This is a genomic window from Bacillus sp. B4EP4a (assembly GCF_006680105.1).
GTDB lineage: Bacteria > Bacillota > Bacilli > Bacillales > DSM-1321 > Peribacillus > Peribacillus simplex_E.
Genome location: NZ_VHIK01000018.1, coordinates 115774 through 133100 on the forward strand (window position 1 = coordinate 115774; position 17327 = coordinate 133100).

20 protein-coding genes are annotated in these 17327 nt (G+C 37.4%); 7 read left to right on the forward strand and 13 right to left on the reverse strand.

The genetic code is table 11. The features are described from left to right. Positions 1-88 precede the first annotated feature (88 nt). On the forward strand, positions 89-661 hold the full coding sequence (gene yyaC / locus FNK51_RS10795; protein WP_141993318.1) for a spore protease YyaC: 573 nt from the start codon (positions 89-91) through the stop codon (positions 659-661). Between the two features lie 94 nt (positions 662-755). Here yyaC and FNK51_RS10800 read toward each other — a convergent pair whose 3' ends face one another. Both FNK51_RS10800 and FNK51_RS10805 read right to left on the reverse strand, forming a co-directional pair. Then, the gene (locus tag FNK51_RS10800) at positions 756-2066 is read right to left on the reverse strand and encodes a CitMHS family transporter (protein WP_141993319.1); all 1311 of its coding nucleotides are present in this window, start codon (positions 2064-2066) and stop codon (positions 756-758) included. Positions 2067-2318: 252 nt separating this feature from the next. Further along, positions 2319-3182, reverse strand: coding sequence for a LysR family transcriptional regulator (locus tag FNK51_RS10805; RefSeq protein ID WP_034313052.1), 864 nt, complete (start codon positions 3180-3182; stop codon positions 2319-2321). A 148-nt stretch (positions 3183-3330) separates the two neighbouring features. Here FNK51_RS10805 and FNK51_RS10810 point away from each other — a divergent pair, with 148 nt between their 5' ends. Then, complete coding sequence (locus FNK51_RS10810; protein WP_098373099.1) at positions 3331-4458, forward strand: 2-methylaconitate cis-trans isomerase PrpF family protein; 1128 nt, start codon at positions 3331-3333, stop codon at positions 4456-4458. 57 nt (positions 4459-4515) lie between these two features. Next, on the forward strand, positions 4516-4662 hold the full coding sequence (locus FNK51_RS26545; protein WP_169803979.1) for a hypothetical protein: 147 nt from the start codon (positions 4516-4518) through the stop codon (positions 4660-4662). Between the two features lie 644 nt (positions 4663-5306). Here FNK51_RS26545 and tcuA read toward each other — a convergent pair. After that, positions 5307-6854 (reverse strand): FAD-dependent tricarballylate dehydrogenase TcuA, encoded by a 1548-nt coding sequence (tcuA, locus tag FNK51_RS10815; protein WP_353617862.1) that lies wholly within the window; start codon positions 6852-6854, stop codon positions 5307-5309. Positions 6855-7086: 232 nt separating this feature from the next. On the opposite strand from tcuA, the gene FNK51_RS10820 reads away from it, so the two are divergent. The 4 genes from FNK51_RS10820 to FNK51_RS10835 all read left to right on the forward strand — a co-directional run bounded on the left by FNK51_RS10820 (position 7087) and on the right by FNK51_RS10835 (position 11848). Further along, positions 7087-7947 (forward strand): LysR family transcriptional regulator, encoded by an 861-nt coding sequence (locus tag FNK51_RS10820; RefSeq protein ID WP_063233361.1) that lies wholly within the window; start codon positions 7087-7089, stop codon positions 7945-7947. Between the two features lie 47 nt (positions 7948-7994). Then, entirely contained in the window at positions 7995-9122 is a 1128-nt protein-coding gene (locus tag FNK51_RS10825; RefSeq protein ID WP_141993321.1) for an AbrB family transcriptional regulator, read from the forward strand. Between the two features lie 396 nt (positions 9123-9518). Continuing rightward, positions 9519-10841 carry a CitMHS family transporter gene (locus FNK51_RS10830; protein WP_141993322.1) on the forward strand — a complete coding sequence of 441 codons (1323 nt, stop codon included), beginning with the start codon at positions 9519-9521 and terminating at the stop codon, positions 10839-10841. Between the two features lie 524 nt (positions 10842-11365). Beyond that, positions 11366-11848 carry a DUF456 domain-containing protein gene (locus FNK51_RS10835; protein ID WP_098373102.1) on the forward strand — a complete coding sequence of 161 codons (483 nt, stop codon included), beginning with the start codon at positions 11366-11368 and terminating at the stop codon, positions 11846-11848. Between the two features lie 222 nt (positions 11849-12070). Here the strand turns inward: FNK51_RS10835 and FNK51_RS10840 are convergent, their stop codons facing one another. The 10 genes from FNK51_RS10840 to FNK51_RS10885 all read right to left on the reverse strand — a co-directional run bounded on the left by FNK51_RS10840 (position 12071) and on the right by FNK51_RS10885 (position 17318). Beyond that, positions 12071-12850, reverse strand: coding sequence for a sulfite exporter TauE/SafE family protein (locus tag FNK51_RS10840; protein ID WP_141993323.1), 780 nt, complete (start codon positions 12848-12850; stop codon positions 12071-12073). Between the two features lie 51 nt (positions 12851-12901). Beyond that, positions 12902-13129, reverse strand: a complete 228-nt coding sequence (locus tag FNK51_RS10845) for a sulfurtransferase TusA family protein (protein ID WP_098373104.1) — start codon at positions 13127-13129, stop codon at positions 12902-12904. 42 nt (positions 13130-13171) lie between these two features. Next, the gene (locus FNK51_RS10850) at positions 13172-14299 is read right to left on the reverse strand and encodes an MBL fold metallo-hydrolase (RefSeq protein ID WP_098373105.1); all 1128 of its coding nucleotides are present in this window, start codon (positions 14297-14299) and stop codon (positions 13172-13174) included. Positions 14300-14347: 48 nt separating this feature from the next. Then, entirely contained in the window at positions 14348-14743 is a 396-nt protein-coding gene (locus tag FNK51_RS10855; RefSeq protein ID WP_141993324.1) for a DsrE/DsrF/DrsH-like family protein, read from the reverse strand. A gap of 28 nt (positions 14744-14771) precedes the next feature. Further along, positions 14772-15344: a sulfurtransferase TusA family protein gene (locus FNK51_RS10860; protein WP_141993325.1), complete on the reverse strand. Its 573-nt coding sequence runs from the start codon at positions 15342-15344 to the stop codon at positions 14772-14774. 53 nt (positions 15345-15397) lie between these two features. Next, the gene (locus FNK51_RS10865; protein WP_141993326.1) at positions 15398-15694 is read right to left on the reverse strand and encodes a rhodanese-like domain-containing protein; all 297 of its coding nucleotides are present in this window, start codon (positions 15692-15694) and stop codon (positions 15398-15400) included. 18 nt (positions 15695-15712) lie between these two features. Then, complete coding sequence (locus FNK51_RS10870) at positions 15713-16081, reverse strand: rhodanese-like domain-containing protein (protein WP_141993327.1); 369 nt, start codon at positions 16079-16081, stop codon at positions 15713-15715. Between the two features lie 27 nt (positions 16082-16108). After that, positions 16109-16588 (reverse strand): DsrE/DsrF/DrsH-like family protein, encoded by a 480-nt coding sequence (locus FNK51_RS10875; protein WP_141993328.1) that lies wholly within the window; start codon positions 16586-16588, stop codon positions 16109-16111. A 124-nt stretch (positions 16589-16712) separates the two neighbouring features. Next, positions 16713-17018: a monooxygenase gene (locus FNK51_RS10880; protein WP_141993329.1), complete on the reverse strand. Its 306-nt coding sequence runs from the start codon at positions 17016-17018 to the stop codon at positions 16713-16715. A gap of 39 nt (positions 17019-17057) precedes the next feature. Further along, positions 17058-17318 carry a metal-sensitive transcriptional regulator gene (locus FNK51_RS10885; RefSeq protein ID WP_098373111.1) on the reverse strand — a complete coding sequence of 87 codons (261 nt, stop codon included), beginning with the start codon at positions 17316-17318 and terminating at the stop codon, positions 17058-17060. Positions 17319-17327 lie beyond the last annotated feature (9 nt).

The window sequence follows — 17327 nt, forward strand, 5'->3', positions numbered from 1 at the left end:
TAAAAATATCCATCAGTCTCAAGCATATGCTCATATTTATATGCATGATATCTTTTTAATTCGTATAATAGAATAAAGGGGAATCAAAATGAGTCTAATTTACAAAAAGAGGGAGCAGATTTGTTCTGTGGAACCAAAAGGCGAAGAAATAAACTGCTTAGCATTAAAAGTCAAAGAGATTATTCAATCTTCAGGATGTCAAAATGAAGATGTAATCTTTCTGTGCATTGGTTCAGACCGATCAGTTGGGGATTCATTAGGCCCTTTAGTCGGGACAATGCTAAAAGAACATACGGTGCCTTATCGTGTATACGGTACTTTGGAATATCCCGTTCATGCATTTAATTTAAAAGACACGTTGAAAGAAATTAAAAAACAATTCAAAAAGCCTCTTATTTTTAGTGTGGATGCTTGTTTAGGGGATCAAAACCAGGTCGGTTATGTTTTCTTGAAGAATGGACCACTTGTCCCAGGGAAAGCTTTAAAAAAAGTATTACCTGAAGTGGGAGACTATCATATTATAGGAATGGTAAATTATATAGATCCGCTGCCAACGATGCAATTTTTAAATGATACTCGTCTATACACGGTTATGAACCTGGCGAATAAAATCGTAAAAATCATTACTCAAGCGACCGGCGAGACTTCTAGACCTTATTAAAAGAATGGGCTGTCCCAAAAACCACTAATAATAATTGGTTTTGGCACAGCCCTAATTTGTTTAAGTTCGGAGAATTTATTAGATAACGTTATACTTAAATAATAGCCCCTGTCAAGATAGCAACAATGATAAGGACTAATGAACAAATTAGAGCCCATTTAAATGCATACCGCTGTAGTTCCCCGATATCTGTCTTTACCATCCCTACCAGTAAAAGAGTCGAGGCCACGAGTGGACTTAAGAAATGTACAGGCTGGCCCAGTACGGAAGCTCTGGCAATTTCTAAAGGACTCACCCCATAAACTTCTCCTGCTTCGGCAAGAATCGGCAAAACACCAAAGTAGTAAGCATCATTAGATAAAACGAACGTAAATGGCATACTTGTGAACGCAACGACCATCGGTAAAAAAGAGCCTAAAGAATCCGGAATGATGGCCACTAATGAATTTGCAATGGCGTCTACCATTTTCGTTCCGGAAAAGATCCCTGTGAAAATACCAGCCGCAAATACTAATGTGACAACGGTTATAGCGTTTCCTGCATGTGACACGATTCGCTCTTTTTGCTGTTCTAAATTAGGGTAATTAATGATCGAAGCAAGCACAAACCCGATTAGAAACAACACCGGTACCGGTACTAAGCCCATTATAAGAACGACCATGACTGTGAGCGTCAACAAAAGATTGACCCATATTAATTTAGGGCGCTTTAAATCGACTTGTATGGCGGAAGCTACCGCTGCTTCAGCAAAAGCCCCTTTCATTTCAGGTGCAGATTTGATATAAACAACGCCAAGCCTTTTGCGCTCTTTTTTACCAAGTACATAAGCGGTAAAAAGAATAGCTGCTATTCCTGAGAATAGTGTTGGGATAATCGGGACAAAGAATTCATTTGCATCCAGACCTAAAGATGCTATTGCTCTTGTTGCAGGTCCTCCCCAAGGAGTCATACCACTCATAATACTGACAGCCAGCATAGAAATAGTGGCAAGAATAAGTGGATTCATACCAAGTCGTAAGTAAAGAGGCAGCATAGCGGAAATCGTAATCATATGAGTCGTGGTACCATCACCATCTAAGGCAACGGTCATTGCGATTACTGCTGTTCCTATCGCTATTTTAACCGGATCCCCTTTTACGATTTTCAACATAGTTTTAATAAGTGGATCAAATAATCCAGCGTCAATCAGAACTCCGAAAAACAAAATAGCGAACAATAGCAAAGCGGCTGAAGGTGCGACAACCTTTATTCCATCGAGCATCATATCTCCGAGCTCTGGACCAAATCCGCCAATTAATGCAAAGATAATTGGAATGACTACAAGAGAAGTAACAGGTGATAACCGTTTAGACATGATTAAATAAGTAAAAACAACGACCATTGAAATTCCAAGTAACGTTAGAATATGAATCCCCTCCTATTAAAGAAACCGCTTACAAATCAGATGAAAAGTTTGAATAGTTAAAAAATACAACATATTATTTTCTGTTTCTCTGTTGCTTTGTTTTTCTATTTTTAGAATAGTTCATATCATTAAATAAGTGAAATACATATTTTTTGTACTTTTTCGAAAAAAAAACTTATAATCCATTTTATATTAAATTAAGAAATCAAAAAAACACAATGAAATTGTCAATAATTTCATTGTGCTTTTTCGTTATAGATTGGAATTTTTATTCAAGAAATCAATAAAGTTTTTCACAGTAGAGAGTTTTAATGAATCCTGGTTATACATTAACCATGTATTTCTTAACACCGGCTTCCCATTTTTGTAGGATAACCCGTATGTATGCAAATTATCTGAAGGCTGCAGGCATATTTCTGGCAGAATAGAAACACCAAGATCATTTTTGACCATCTCTTTGCACGTCTCCTGCCGATCTGTTTCCATAGTTACAAATGGTGGCTCTGGGAATCTATCATGCCACCAGCCATTTATTAAGTTTTTTAAAGAACTGTCGGTTTTATAATTTATGAATGGAAGTTCTGGCAAATTATCCAAGTCTACCTCTTTCTTAGAAATTAAACAAAGTCTTTCTTTATGCAGTAGCGATTTGATTCCATACCATTCATAATTTCCACGCAGAATGCCTAATTGAACACTAGAGGAATCCAGAAGATGCATGATTTCAGTACTCCAGCCTGTATTCACATTAAATTGTACATGAGGATATTGTGTTGAAAACTTTTTCAATATTTCTGGTAGTTTATATTGGGCAAAGTTGCTGGAAACGCCAAGCCTTAACGTTCCTCTTACCTCATTTTTCATATTCAGCATATAATCTTTCGTTTTTTGCAACTTTTTCACCATTTCTTCCGCATAGCCCGCTAAATGTATCCCTTCTGAAGTGAACTCAATGCCTCCTTTTATTTTGAAAAATAAGTTCGTGCTAAATTCTTTTTCTAAATTTTTAAGCCGGTACGTTAACGCCGGCTGCGATATATATAAACGCTCTGCGGCACGGCTAATGTTTTTTTCTTCATAAAGTACCCTTATCGCAATCCAATCTTTTTCGTCCACTTAACCATCTCCCCCTTTGTAGATTATAAGTTTTTTTATCATTTTTATTAAAAAAATATGTATTTTACTTATGAACAAACTTATCATACTATATTTTCAAAGGAACCGGTAGTGCTATAAATATTGGTTGAGAAAAGGTGGTTATACAATGAAAGTACCTGTAGTTGTAATGCGCGGCGGGACAAGTAAAGGTGTGTTCCTTAACTATGAACATATGCCTTCGAATCCCTTACACTGGGAAGGTTTCTTACTTGACGTGATGGGCAGTCCGGATCGGAGACAGATTGATGGTCTTGGAGGAGCGAATTCATTGACAAGTAAAGCAGCGATTATCAAAAAATCAGATTCACCAGAATTCGATGTGGAATATACATTTGCTCAGATTAGTATCGATAATCAAATGGTTGATTTTAAAGGAAATTGTGGAAATATTTCATCTGCTGTAGGACCTTACGCAATTGAGCAAGGATTAGTCCCTGCAAAAGAACCTGTTACAACGGTGAAAATTTTTAACGTGAATACACAAAAATTGATTATTGCAGAAGTAGAGGTTGAAAATGGACATGTAAAATCAGAAGGATGCTGCTCAATTCCTGGGGTGCCTGGTAAAGGATCACCTATCTATCTTTCTTTTACTCGTGCAGAAGGAGCAGTTACAGGAAAACTTTTCCCTACAGGAAATCCGATTGACATGATTAAAACCAAGGATCGACTAATTCAAGTTTCAATTATTGATGTTGCCAATCCACTCGTTTTTGTAAGGGCACAGGATATTGGTCTAAGCGGAAGCGAATTGCCCACTGATTATTCACAGGAAAAATTAAATGAACTGGAAGAAATTCGGTCAATTGCAGCTGAAATGTGTCAATTTTCCGATAAGAAAACAGCTACTGTCAAATCTCCTGCTGTACCTAAAATGACCCTAATTGCTCCTCCTATGGATTACGTCGATCTAAACGGATCGGAAAGAAAAGCGTCAGAGATGGATTTGATGATCCGAATGATGTCCATGCAAAAGCCCCATCAAGCGCTTGCTATTACAGGAGCCATCTGTGCAACAGCAGGGGCTTACTTACAGGAAACGGTTTTATCTGAGATGGTAAATATTAAACACGAAATTTTTCGATTAGCCCACCCGGCCGGGATAATGGAAACAAAAGTTGATTTCTTGGCAGGACACATACGCGCTATTAAAGTGGTACGCACAGCAAGAATCATTTTGGAGGGATACGTGTACACGAAAAAATATTATGAGCTTTCCTATCAATTAGCTTGATTTGAATTGATCTGCAATTACAGCAAAAAAAATTTCTATCACTTGGAGGCTTGTCAAATGTGGGTCATCACTGTCTTTTTAAAAGAAAATATTAAAATATTTGAATTTGACACAGAAAAAGAAGCGAAAGAACTATTCAAAAATATGAAAGGCACTAAAATTCTTTCCGAAATTGTTTACTTCAATGATCCTTGTTTTGTATAAGTGAGACTTCAAAAGAGCCCAGACTCTAATGTATTTCACCTAAACCATGTCTTCAAATTTAATAATAAACTAGGATTGAGAATAGAAGTGAATTTCCCCAGATAAGCTAAAACCCCTATACAAATTAGGGTACAGATACTGAAATCAAATTTTTATGGTTACTATAGTATTTAAAAAAAGCTAATTACTATCTATCATTTTGTTTAGAGAAAAATACCAATAAACAAATCCACTACCCTTTTTCATGCTGAATTTTAGCATCGGAGTGATCAACAGCAACATAACTGGTAAATTGATAAGTTAGAACTGGCTTCATGCACGTTAATGCCCATCTGATCCATTCAAGCTGGTGCTAAACTCGAAAAGCTAGTAATGAAGAATCTTATTGTCTGGCCATCAGGACGCTTAAAGCTATACAATCACTCCACCTGAAAAAATTCCAATAGATAAACTGTTACTAAGTTTGACCTTTTATATACCTATATGATATGAGTTTTAGTCAAAGCATACAGAATTTTTATATTTTAAAATACCAAACAGCCAAGGACTTTTTTAAGCCTTGGCTATTTTTCATTCTTCTACTACACGTAACTCTATTATTTTTTGGACACATTCTTATCTAATAAACCATTCATGGAAAAGACTCAGTGATTATTGATCGTTTCAACCTTTTCTTGAGTATAGCGGGCTGCGGATGAACCAGCTAATTTTCCAAAGACTGCTCCAGACATTAACCCGGATCCACCAGGATAGTTTTCATAAAAAATCCCCCCAATCATTTCACCAGCCGCAAAGAGACCTTTTATCGGTTGTTCTTCTTTGTCTAACACATGACCCGTTGTATCTACATGCAAACCACCGAACGAGAAGGTGATTCCGCACGTTACAGGGAAAGCATAGAATGGACCTTGTTCAATTCGAAGTGCCCAGTTGGATTTAGGAGGGGTAATTCCTTTCGTTCCTTTGCCATCTTTCTCTGCGGGTCTATACTCGCCATCTTGTACGGCACTGTTATACTCTTCGATCGTTTTAAGAAATTGTGTTTGATTGACCGGCAGTAAACTAGCCAACTCCCCAAGCGTATCTGCTTTATAAATAGTCGCTTCTTCAAGGTCATATTCTTTACGCAGCATCGGGCGTACCTGTGCATCATAAATTTGATATGCCACATGTCCAGGCTGTTTTAATACCTCACGGCCGTATTTGGCATAGGTGTAATTTCGCAAATCTGCTCCTTCATCAACAAACCGTTTCCCTTCATTATTAAGCATGACGCTGTAAGGATAAGAATGCTTTTTAAAAATATCTCCCGGCTTCGTGAAGTCTCCTACTTTTGGCGCATTATAATCAGTCCCAATAGAATGACATCCAGACCACTGCCCAAATTTTTCAGCCCCAACTGCCATAGCCATGGAAATGCCGTCTCCTGTGTTGAACTCGGTTCCACGAACAATAGCCGCTTCCCATTCTTCACCAATATTTTCACTTCTCATTTTCTTATTGGCTTCAAAGCCGCCACAAGCCAAAATCACACCGGATGTCTGAACAGTTACCATTGTATGATCCTTCTCAACAACGACACCGGTTATTGTGTTATGCTCTGATACAAGCTCCACAGCACGTGAATCGTACCAAACGTCGATGCCGATTTCTTCTGTCCGCGCAAAGAGCTGTCTCATTAAGCCAACGCCTTTATCCTCCGTTTTGATAGGCAGTCCCCCCCAGAAATTGCGCTTTCCATCTTGTACGAAAGATTGATTTTCATAATTCAATTCAAATTTTATTCCCTGATCACGCATCCACGTAATTGTTTCATACGATCTAGAAACCAGCTGTTTTGCTAACTCAGGATTACTTTGTCCACCTGTTACTCGCATTAGATCATTGTAATAATCGGATTCCGAGTATTCAGGCATTACAATTAAATCGGATTCTTCATCTGTTAATTCAGGTATTATATTTCTGATTGCGTCCAAATTATTGTATGCAACACGAATGGCTCCATCCGTGAAGAAAGAGTTCCCTCCACGCTTTTCCACTGGTCCTCGTTCTAACACAAGAACTCTAGCACCGCCCTCTTTTGCTGAGATTGCGGCACATAAAGCTGCGTTTCCTGCCCCTACTACAACTACATCATAATTTTGTGTATTTGACATTTTTACCCCTCCTGTTAAGTAGTGATAACTCTTCATGTAAATAATAAGTGAAAATAATGAATAAAAATAATATTGTTTTTTTATTCATTGCCATAGAAAAATTTTATGAAAAAATGCAGGAAACGCAAACTATTGTGAGTCTATTGATTTACATAAAAAGATAGATTTCTTTTATTCATTAGTTGTATTATACTTTTAGAAATCAAATAAATTATTATTATTTACAATTACCCATAAATATTTTTTATGGTTAAAGGAGAAAAATTTTATGGATGAAAAAGACTGGCTTATTTTAATTACTCTTTACGAAGAAAGAAATATAACAAAGGCAGCACAACGACTATTTATTTCTCAACCAGCTTTATCCTATCGTATAAAACAGCTGGAAAAAGAGTTCAAAACAAATTTAATCTCTAGAGGCAAAAGAGGTGTCGAGTTTACAATTGAAGGGGAATACCTAGTTAAATATTCGAAAAATATGCGTAAGCAATTAGGAGCTGCAAAAGAACACATTTCAAATTTGGATAAAAAAGTAAAAGGAACTTTGCGATTGGGTGTATCTGGCTTGTTTGCCCGATATAAACTGCCAGTATTATTAAAAGAATTTCTAACCCTATATCCAGAGGTTGAAATTAGTTTGAAAACTGGATGGAGTTCTCAAATTCATCAAATGCTTCAAAAAGAAGAAGCACACCTCGGGATAGTTAGAGGTCCTTACAAATGGCAGGAAAATAAAGTGTTATTTCAAGAAGAAAAGATTTGTATTGCCTCCAGTAAAAAAATTGAATTAAAAGAACTTCCTTTTCTTCCTAGAATTAATTATCAGACAGACCAATCGTTAAGGAATACTATTGAAAACTGGTGGCAGGAAACATTTGCGGTACCACCTAAGATTTCAATGGAGGTAGATCGGATTGAAACATGTAAAGAACTGGTTCTTAATGGTTTAGGATATGCCATTTTACCAGAAATCTGTATTAAAAATGATGAACCACTGTATACTTTCCCCATTGTATTAAGCGATAATAGCTATTTGCTTAGAGAAACTTGGGTTTTTTATCGGGATGTGACTATGGATTTGGCACAAGTAAAAGCATTTATTGATTTTCTTAATGATTCTAAACAATAGAAATAAGACGAATCGAAATAAAACTAGTACAAAGGAAGAGAATTAATATGAAAAAGTGGGATTTAAATAATGCAAGCAAGACAACCCAATTTTCAGCTGCACTTCTAACTGCTTTTATTGGAGGCGGCCTTTTCACTCTTATCAGGTTGCCAATCCCCTGGCTTCTAGGTCCAATGGCAGCCCTATTAATTGCATCACGTTTCAAAAACGTTAATTTAATTTGGCCCGTTTCGATGAGAAATACTGGATTAATTATTGTAGGTTATTCAATTGGCATCTCTTTTACCAAGAGCTCACTGTCTGACATGATTAGTCACCTTCCCTCAATGTTAATCCTTACAACCTTAATTGTCCTTGTGTGTGTATGTTCGGCTTTTGTTATGTCAAAATATTCTGGCATTGACTATCCTACATCCTTAACGAGTAGTATTCCTGGAGGTTTGTCACAAATTGTTGTGTTTGCAGAAGAAATGAAAGGTATTGATATTACGACAGTAACCTTTTTCCATGTTACAAGAGTGATAATGGTTGTTTTCTTAGTTCCCCTTTTAATTTTCAGTCCCATTTTTGCTGCGAAAAGTACCAATGGCTCATCTAAAATAATGGATAACGTTATTCCAGAGTGGAGTGATTTATTTCCTCTTATCTTTCTGTTCGCGCTTATTTGTTTTCTCGCAGCAAGAATAGGTAAAATATTCAAACTACCAGCTCCTTACTTTTTAGGACCAGTAATCGTTGCTGCTGCAATAGGTCTTTTAGGTTTGCAGGGACCACCACTTCCTCCTTCACTTCTTGATATATCTCAATTTATGGTTGGCGGTTATATCGGTTTACTATTAAAACCGGAACAACTTGACAACAAAAGAAAAACCTTATTATTGGCTTTGCTGAACGGACTAATTTTGATCTGCGCAACAATGTTTTTTAGTTTTCTACTGACCTATTATTATGATTTATCGACTATTACGGGTTTTTTAAGTTTAGCCCCTGGTGGAATGGATCAAATGGGAATCATTGCACAAGAAGTCAATGCTGATGTATCTACTGTTACCAGCTATCAACTATTTCGGATGGCTTTTATTTATGCCGCAGTGCCTCCATTGCTAAGAATGGTATTAAAATTAAGTTTAAGAAAAAAAGACAAGAACAGTAACGTAAAACTAAATGTTAAATAAAAAAGAAGAGAGAGCTTTACTCAAGGACACTGAAAAAGTCTGATTTATAAAGAAAAGAGGGTTATCATCCACAATATTTAGATGATGACCTTCTTTTTAAATACTAAAAATATCATTAAACTTTTAAAATATTTCGTCATTTAATCATTTATCCTTTGGCTTTCTTTGCTCTACTCCCGATTCTTTTTAAAGAATAAATTATTTTGATACCAATACAAAAAAAATATGTATTTAACTTATTGTTCTCTCTGTATTACCTTTAATAAAGAAAAGCGCTTAGCATAGTGTAAAACTAATTAATCTACCGATTAATTTTTCTGAATAGTCGCGAAATTGTTTTTTTAGTCATCAGAAATCATTTGAAAGCGCATTCAAAATATGGGAGGGGATTTAATAATGTTTGTTACAATTTTAGGCATCTCCATGGTTACCGTTTTTACCTATTTAATTATGTCCAAACGTTTATCACCCATTGTTGCTTTAACTTTAGTTCCGATCGTTTTTGCAGTAGCTGGTGGTTTTGGAAGTAAAATTGGGACTATGATGATGGAAGGCATTAAGCTAGTCGCTCCATCTGCAGCTCTATTATTATTTGCCATATTGTTTTTTGGTATTATGATAGACACGGGCTTATTTGATCCACTTATCAAAAAGTTATTAGAAGTCGTCAAGGGAGATCCTGTCAAAATTTCGATGGGTACCACAATTCTTGCATTACTCGTGGCCCTAGATGGAGACGGTACAACAACATATATCATTACTGTTTCAGCTATGTATCCACTTTATAAACGAATCGGTATGAATCCATTGGTTTTAGCCACAGTAGCCATGCTAGCTTTAAGTGTTATGAGTGGTATGACCCCTTGGGGTGGACCTGCTACCCGAGCAATAGCAGTATTGGGACTTGATGCATCCGAATTTTTTGTTCCACTTATTCCTACCATGATTGGTGGTGCTCTTTGGGTTATTTTCGTCGCATTTATTTTAGGGAAAAAAGAACGTAAACGACTGGGTGTAATACACATAGACGAGTTGAAAAATGAAATAGCTGCTACTGTAGAAAATGAAGCCACTGAAACATTCCCTTATATTGACATTAAACGTCCTCGTTTTTTGTGGGTTAACTTATTAATTGTGGTAGGCATTATGGTCATTCTTATCATGGGATTGGTACCTTCCCCTATTTTATTTTTGGTCGGTTTCGCCATTGCTTTAATGATTAACTACCCTAATCTGGAAATGCAAAAAAGACGTATCTTAGCACATTCTGGAAACGCTTTAATTGTTGTTCTATTAGTTTTTGCGGCAGGAGTATTTGCAGGAATCTTTTCCGGTACAAAAATGGTTGATGCCATTGCTAATGGACTGGTTGCGATAATACCTGCTTCATTAGGACAGTTTTTTCCTGTCATTGTTGGCATTACAAGTATGCCATTCACTTTCGTTTTATCGAATGATGCCTATTATTTTGGAGTTCTCCCTATTCTTGCAGAAGCAGCTTCAGCCTATGGTATTAGTCCGTTAGAAATTGCTCGGGCTTCTATATTGGGACAACCCGCTCATTTAATGAGCCCACTTGTTGCATCAACCATTCTATTAGTTGGCATGGTTGATAAAGACCTTGGAGAATATCAAAAATTCGCATACAAATGGGCAATCTTTACATCGTTAATCTTAACAGTATTAGCTATAATTAGTGGCGCTATTTCTTTTTTGTAAATTATAAAAGTCCTTGTATACTAATTTGCTAGGAAATATCCGCAGGTTCCTTTCCAAAAGCTAAAAGCAGTTGTATTTCTTAGGTGAAATCAACTGCTTTCATTGTTGTTTTTTATTTTTCCTATATGGAAACCTCAAAACAAAAAGACTTACCTTAAAGGTTATAGGGTTCCGTTTTAAGGTGCTTTTCTAAAAATCCGTGCTGAAATGACAGTCGTTTTGACATCGGTATTGATATATAAATAAGCAAAAACTCGCCATAGTAATTGGCGAGTTTCTTTATTTGGAATACCTAAACTTTATTTAACTAAAGCACCCGTTAGATTAACGTTTATCTAAACGCATCCCGTTAGACAAAATAAAGAAAGGACCAAACCCCTGTGATATCAAGGATTTGAGCCTTTGGTAGTTGATGACCTGTGAGGGATTCGAATATACAAAAAAAGAATAAATGGTTTTTGACCCTAAATAGAAATATAATTTAGTAGATATATGATAAGTAAGTATGAAAAGGTGGAGTTTTATTGGATATTTTATGGTGGGGATTAACGATCGTCTTATTTGCTTTAAGTTTTGTAGGAATTGTCTATCCTATTATTCCCTCGGTTGTTGCCATTTGGGGAGGATATGCAGTTTATCAATTCCTTATTAATTCTGATGAGTTATCCTTATGGTTCTGGATCAGTATGGTTGTGTTGAGCGGTGTATTAATCGCGGCCGACATTATCGCAAATAGTTATTTTGTTAAAAAGTATGGGGGGTCAAAAACATCCGAGACAATAGCAGCTATTGCCACGATTGTTGGTTCATTCGTCTTCCCTCCTTTTGGGATAATTCTCGTACCATTTTTAGCAGTCCTCATTTCGGAATTAATCATTCAAAAAGATATAGTGAAGGCTTCAAAAGTTGGGTTTGCTACTATAATCGGTTTTTTAGGCGGCAGTTTAGCCAAAGTATTAATTCAATTATTGATGATTGTTTTTTTTATTTTAGCGGTAATTTTTTAATTATTTATCAACGGCCACATTAGGAAAAAGCTGACTTTCAACAGTCAGCTTTTTCTATTAACAGAAGTCCCATTGACTTATCTGGTACAAGATAATAAGAGAAAAAAGTGATGGAGGAAAACTTTTAGTGTGGCCTATTGTGAACAATTCTTTAACGATAGAACTCTTTTTAGAATTCTAATATTATTTTCACAACTGCTTCCTTCCATTTCAAATAGTACCTCAAGACATGATCCCCACCCACGTTTTCACAGCCGTCGCTAAAATCAATAGAGCCAGTATGACTTGCAGGACTTTTACATTCATTTTTTTACCGGCCATTGCCCCAAGCGGAGATGCTATTAAACTTGCAACAACCATGATTAATGCTGGATAGTAATCAACTTGTCCCGTTGAGATTTTTCCTACTGTTGCACCAATGGATGAAATGAAAGTGATGGCTAATGAAGACGCAATCGTTACCCTGGTTGGAATTCTTAAAACGATAAGCATGATCGGAACTAATAGAAAGCCCCCTCCGGCACCGACTATACCGGCACCTAAACCAACGATTAAGGCAAGGATGGCAGCAAGCCATTTGTTGAAGGTAACTTGATCCAAAGGAATGTCATCTATCCCTTTCTTCGGTATGAACATCATGACAGCCGCTATCAACGCCAAAACTCCATAGACGATATTCACTCCGTTTTCCGACATCGATTGTGATCCAAAACTTCCAACCACACTTCCAATTAACACACTGATCCCCATATAGAGAATAAGCGTTTTATTTAAATGTCCGCTTTTACGATAGCTCCATATACCTCCGATGGAAGCGAATAAGACTTGTATAGCACTTATTCCTGTCACATCATGGGCGCTAAATGCCGCTAAACCAAAGATCGGGGGAATAAACAGCAGCATTGGATAATTTATTATCGAGCCGCCGATGCCGAGCATTCCAGAAACGTATGAACCTATAAAACCAATCAAAAAGATGGTCATGATAAAGGTGATATCCATTGTAAGTGCCTCCCTTAAAAGAAGGGAACCCTATTGGTTCCCTTCCCTTTATCAGCCTTTTCTGATCCAAAATTTCAGTATATCATTTTCTTCTGCCGTTTCCACCAGTTCATGGCCACCAGATCTTGACCAAGCCGCTAAGTCGGCTTTTGCTCCTTTATCTGTTACATGTATTTCCAGCACTTGACCGGTTTGCAAATCATTCATCGCTTTTCTTGTTTTAACAATCGGCATTGGACATGCAAGTCCCTTAGCGTCTAACACTTTATCTGAATTCATATTTCTTCTCTCCTATTTTCTTGGATTTTATTTTTACCAGTATTAGCGAACCGCACAACGATTGGGCCCAATTTCCATTTCGCGCTGTTTTTCATCATCAGGCTCGATTTTCCCCATATTGGTTTCGCGAATTTCTTGATATGCGTTTGGTTGAGGCGGTAAATTACCTGTTACAAGCTCTCTGAATTCCGTTTCATCTGCAATGTTCAATCCATGATTGTCAGCAAACAGCGCACCCAACTTTTTAGCGACACTTCCGTCTTCATTCAATTCATCGATGATCATGAAATGTGATGGCAATACTATTAACTCGTCTGATAATTCTCTATAACGTGTATAAAGTGTTTCTCTTAAGTCCCCTACCCAATCCTCAGCTAATCCAGCTAGGTCCGGTCTGCCAATGGAATCAATGAATAGTATATCCCCGGAAAGCAAGTATTTTTGATCGACCACAAATGAAGTGGATCCAATGGTATGGCCCGGGGAGTATAATGCTTGGATATCAATCGCTATATGACCGATCGTTATCACTTTACCACTTTCTAATGGCTGATATTCAAAAGTTACTTCAGCCGCATCTTTTGGCGGCAGCCAGTAGGCTGCATTTGTTACTTCCGCTATTCGTCTTCCACCTGAAATATGATCGGCATGTAAGTGCGTATCCAGAACATGTGTAATTTTCACTCCGATACCATCGGCGAAATCAAGATACGCATCTATCATTCTTGTAGAATCAATTACGGCTGCTTCACCATTGGAGATGACCATGTAAGATAGACAGCCTTTACCAAGTCGAACAAATTGGTAAATTTCAGCGCCATTGGTCAATTCGCCGACCCTCACTGGTTCCAAGTGTTCACTCCATGCTTTCATGCCGCCCTTTAAATAAGAAACATCCAATCCAGCTTCAGATAGCATTTCAGCTACCATAACAGATGAGCCTTCCTTTGCGCATACTACCAGGATTTCTTTATTGGTCGGGATTTGATCGAGGATTTCTTCTACGCCATCCAGTAGATCAAAATAAGGGATATTAAGGAATTCAAAGTTCTGCCCTTCAATTTTCCAATCATTAAAGTCACTTTCATTTCGAACATCCAAAATAAATAAGTCTGTTTTATTGATTACTTTCTTTGAAACCTCAGCTGCTGTCATTTGCTTAAACGCCATCTTATATACCCCCTACAGTATTAAAAATCCCAAAAAATTTTACCTTCATTAAAAGGTTAATGTAACATCAGCATCCTTAGCGAACTCTAAAAATGTGATTGCCCCACCTACTTCGATACCGTCAACTAAAGCTTCTTTTTCCATGCCCAAAACGTCCATGGTCATTTGACAGCCAATAAACTTGACATCCATTTCCTGAGCCATAGTAACTAATTCCGGAATTGAAGGAACATTAGCCTTTTTAAAGCCTTCGGCGAAATGCTCCTTACCTTCAGGCAATGGAAGTTGTCCATTCGCCTCTTTATGAATTAAATTCAAGCCTTCAAAAGTAAAGAAAATGGCCACTTCTTGATCTGTTGCTGCCGCTGCCGTTGCGATATTAAACACTTTATATGCGTCAAATACACCACCATTACTTGCGATTATTGCCACTTTGTTAGTCATGTTATATTCCTCCATTTTAGAGTCACCTTTATTTATTAACGGATTTTTGTGAAGGCCCGTTCCATTGGCTCATGCCTGGTACAACATTGAATACTTGTTCAAATCCAGCCGCCGTCAGTTTTTGTGCAGCAAGATCACTTCGGCTGCCAGAACGGCAAATCACGAAAATCTCTGACTCTTTATCAAGTTCACCCATACGTTGTTCCAATTCACCCATTGGAAGGGATTTCGCTGCTGGAATATGATGAAAAGCATACTCTGCGGATTCTCGTACATCCAGAAGGATCATATTTCGATTTTCTTCCATTACTTGAAGAAGTTCTTCATTTGAAATGATTTTTTCATGCTTCTTCACTTCTGTTTCTTCTCCGCTTGCTTTCCGAAGATAATGTTTTAGTGTGGTTCCTTCTTCAACTGTACCTAAATATTGATGACCTGTACTTTCCGCCCAGGCTTTCATATCGGCAGTTGACCCTTTATCAGTCGCTTGAACTTCCAGTACTTCCCCTGCTTCCAGACCATTCATGGCTTTTTTCGTTTTTACGATTGGCATGGGACATGCTAAACCTTTAGCATCCAAAACGGAATTTGTTTTAATCATTTTATTTCCTCCTTGTTTTCTAAATAGGGATGGGGGTATATTCGGGTTTGAAATTATGCTGTAGGACCTTCCCAGCGATTCATACCACCCACCATGTTCAACACTTTATATCCATGATCCTCAAGTATCTGTGCTGCCCTTGAACTTCTGCCCCCTGACCGGCAGACCATGATATACTCTTTTGATTTATCCAGATCCTGCATTCTAAATTCCACTAGACCCAACGGGATATTTACAGCATTTGGTATTTTCCCTACCTTTACTTCCTCCACCTCCCGCACATCAATAATGTGGACTGGCGAGTTTCCCTTCAACAATGCACTCACTTCATTCGGTAAAATTTCTTTCATATTTTTAAGATCCTCCTTTTATTCGCGCCAAGAACTCATGCCGCCTTTTACGTTAGTGACTTCTTTAAATCCTAATTTTTTCAATGCTTTACTTGCATTACTGCTCCGCATCCCGCTTTGGCAGATCACTACCACTTCTTTATCTTTTGAAAGTTCTTGTGCCCTTTTACCAAGTTCGCTTAAAGGAATATTTTTAAAGTCCTTAATATGATTGCCCCTATATTCATTAGGAGTACGGACATCAATGAATTGCTTATTTCCTTTGTTACTCAGCTCAACTTTTAACTCTGCCGCATTTATATTTTTTATCCCCTTTGCCGGGACAAATCGCTGATATAAAAACCAAACGATGAAACCTAATATAATGAGATTGAATATAGTTCCCATTTGAACTCATCCCTCCAGTACCCCAAATTATATGAATAAGTTTACATTTCCATCCTCTGCTTCAGCTAAATAAGCCGCAACACCTGCATACTCAATTCCATCCATTAATTCCACTTGCTGCAAGCCCAATAAATCCATTGTCATCGTACAGGCAATTAGTTTGATTTCCTGTTCTTGGGCCAACTCAATTAAATTTGGGAGTGACATGGCGTTATGCTTTTTCATCACATGTTTGATCATTTTAGGACCCATCCCAGCAAAGTTCATATTGGATAGTCCCATTTTATCTGAACCACGCGGCATCATTTTTGCAAACATTTTTTCCAGAAAGCCTTTTTTTAATGAAACCGGCTCATCCTTCCTTAAGGCATTCAATCCCCAGAATGTATGGAAGATGGTCACTTCATGATCGTAAGCCGCCGCCCCATTTGCGATGATATAAGCAGCCATTGCCTTATCATAATCACCACTAAATAAAATGATCGTCGTTCTTTTCTTTTCAGTCATTATGTTTTCCCCCTGATGATATTTCATTTTGTTGTTTCATCATACCCTATGGGGTATATATTATTCTAAAAAATATAGTTCGTCAACCTACTTCACTAAAAAAATGAATGGAATAGGTTTTTCTTTATTTAATTGGCCCATGATTGATTGAAGTCAAAACTTCATTCACTTCGAATATTTTTCCATTAACCTTCACGATACCAAACCCTTTTAACCGAGCTGTGTGCATAGTCAAGTACTTACATGCAGATTCCTTCGTTTCAAACAGATAAATGCCACCAGCTTCCTTTGCCTCATTGTCTTCGGTCCAAATCTTCCAGATCAAGCCTTCTTCATCATTAATGCTTTTTGCTAAATCAGTAAATTCTTTTACCATTTCGTTGCCAAATGGTCCTTCCATTTTAAAATCCACTTGTAAAATATAAGACATGAATAACACTCCTTTTTCTAAAGGTCAGGTCAAATTCTATTACCTGCTTTTTATCAGTAAATTAACCGCTTCCTTGACTAGATGATCAGTGCCTTCGCCTTTCACAACGTTTTCCCGAACGCATTGCTCAAGATTTTCACTTACGATAACACCCATGGTCCTATCGATGGCATTACGTGCAGCCGACAACTGCGTGACGATTTCTCTGCAATCCTTTCCCTGCTCCATCATTCCAAGTACACCCTTGATTTGTCCTTCAATCCGCTTCAAGCGATTAATGACACTTTTATCATACTCCATACTCTGCCC

What these genes read in the sequence shown, in the direction of transcription:
- FNK51_RS10845 (WP_098373104.1), bottom strand. Translation starts at nt 13,129, where the DNA reads ATGAATTCAGATAAAGTGTTAGACGCTAAGGGACTTGCATGTCCAATG.
- FNK51_RS10850 (WP_098373105.1), bottom strand. Translation starts at nt 14,299, where the DNA reads ATGGCGTTTAAGCAAATGACAGCAGCTGAGGTTTCAAAGAAAGTAATC.
- tcuA (WP_353617862.1), bottom strand. Translation starts at nt 6,854, where the DNA reads ATGAAGAGTTATCACTACTTAACAGGAGGGGTAAAAATGTCAAATACA.
- FNK51_RS10855 (WP_141993324.1), bottom strand. Translation starts at nt 14,743, where the DNA reads ATGACTAACAAAGTGGCAATAATCGCAAGTAATGGTGGTGTATTTGAC.
- FNK51_RS10810 (WP_098373099.1), top strand. Translation starts at nt 3,331, where the DNA reads ATGAAAGTACCTGTAGTTGTAATGCGCGGCGGGACAAGTAAAGGTGTG.
- FNK51_RS10880 (WP_141993329.1), bottom strand. Translation starts at nt 17,018, where the DNA reads ATGTCTTATATTTTACAAGTGGATTTTAAAATGGAAGGACCATTTGGC.
- FNK51_RS26545 (WP_169803979.1), top strand. Translation starts at nt 4,516, where the DNA reads ATGTGGGTCATCACTGTCTTTTTAAAAGAAAATATTAAAATATTTGAA.
- FNK51_RS10865 (WP_141993326.1), bottom strand. Translation starts at nt 15,694, where the DNA reads ATGAAAGAAATTTTACCGAATGAAGTGAGTGCATTGTTGAAGGGAAAC.
- FNK51_RS10870 (WP_141993327.1), bottom strand. Translation starts at nt 16,081, where the DNA reads ATGGGAACTATATTCAATCTCATTATATTAGGTTTCATCGTTTGGTTT.
- yyaC (WP_141993318.1), top strand. Translation starts at nt 89, where the DNA reads ATGAGTCTAATTTACAAAAAGAGGGAGCAGATTTGTTCTGTGGAACCA.
- FNK51_RS10820 (WP_063233361.1), top strand. Translation starts at nt 7,087, where the DNA reads ATGGATGAAAAAGACTGGCTTATTTTAATTACTCTTTACGAAGAAAGA.
- FNK51_RS10825 (WP_141993321.1), top strand. Translation starts at nt 7,995, where the DNA reads ATGAAAAAGTGGGATTTAAATAATGCAAGCAAGACAACCCAATTTTCA.
- FNK51_RS10830 (WP_141993322.1), top strand. Translation starts at nt 9,519, where the DNA reads ATGTTTGTTACAATTTTAGGCATCTCCATGGTTACCGTTTTTACCTAT.
- FNK51_RS10840 (WP_141993323.1), bottom strand. Translation starts at nt 12,850, where the DNA reads ATGGATATCACCTTTATCATGACCATCTTTTTGATTGGTTTTATAGGT.
- FNK51_RS10875 (WP_141993328.1), bottom strand. Translation starts at nt 16,588, where the DNA reads ATGACTGAAAAGAAAAGAACGACGATCATTTTATTTAGTGGTGATTAT.
- FNK51_RS10885 (WP_098373111.1), bottom strand. Translation starts at nt 17,318, where the DNA reads ATGGAGTATGATAAAAGTGTCATTAATCGCTTGAAGCGGATTGAAGGA.
- FNK51_RS10860 (WP_141993325.1), bottom strand. Translation starts at nt 15,344, where the DNA reads ATGATTAAAACAAATTCCGTTTTGGATGCTAAAGGTTTAGCATGTCCC.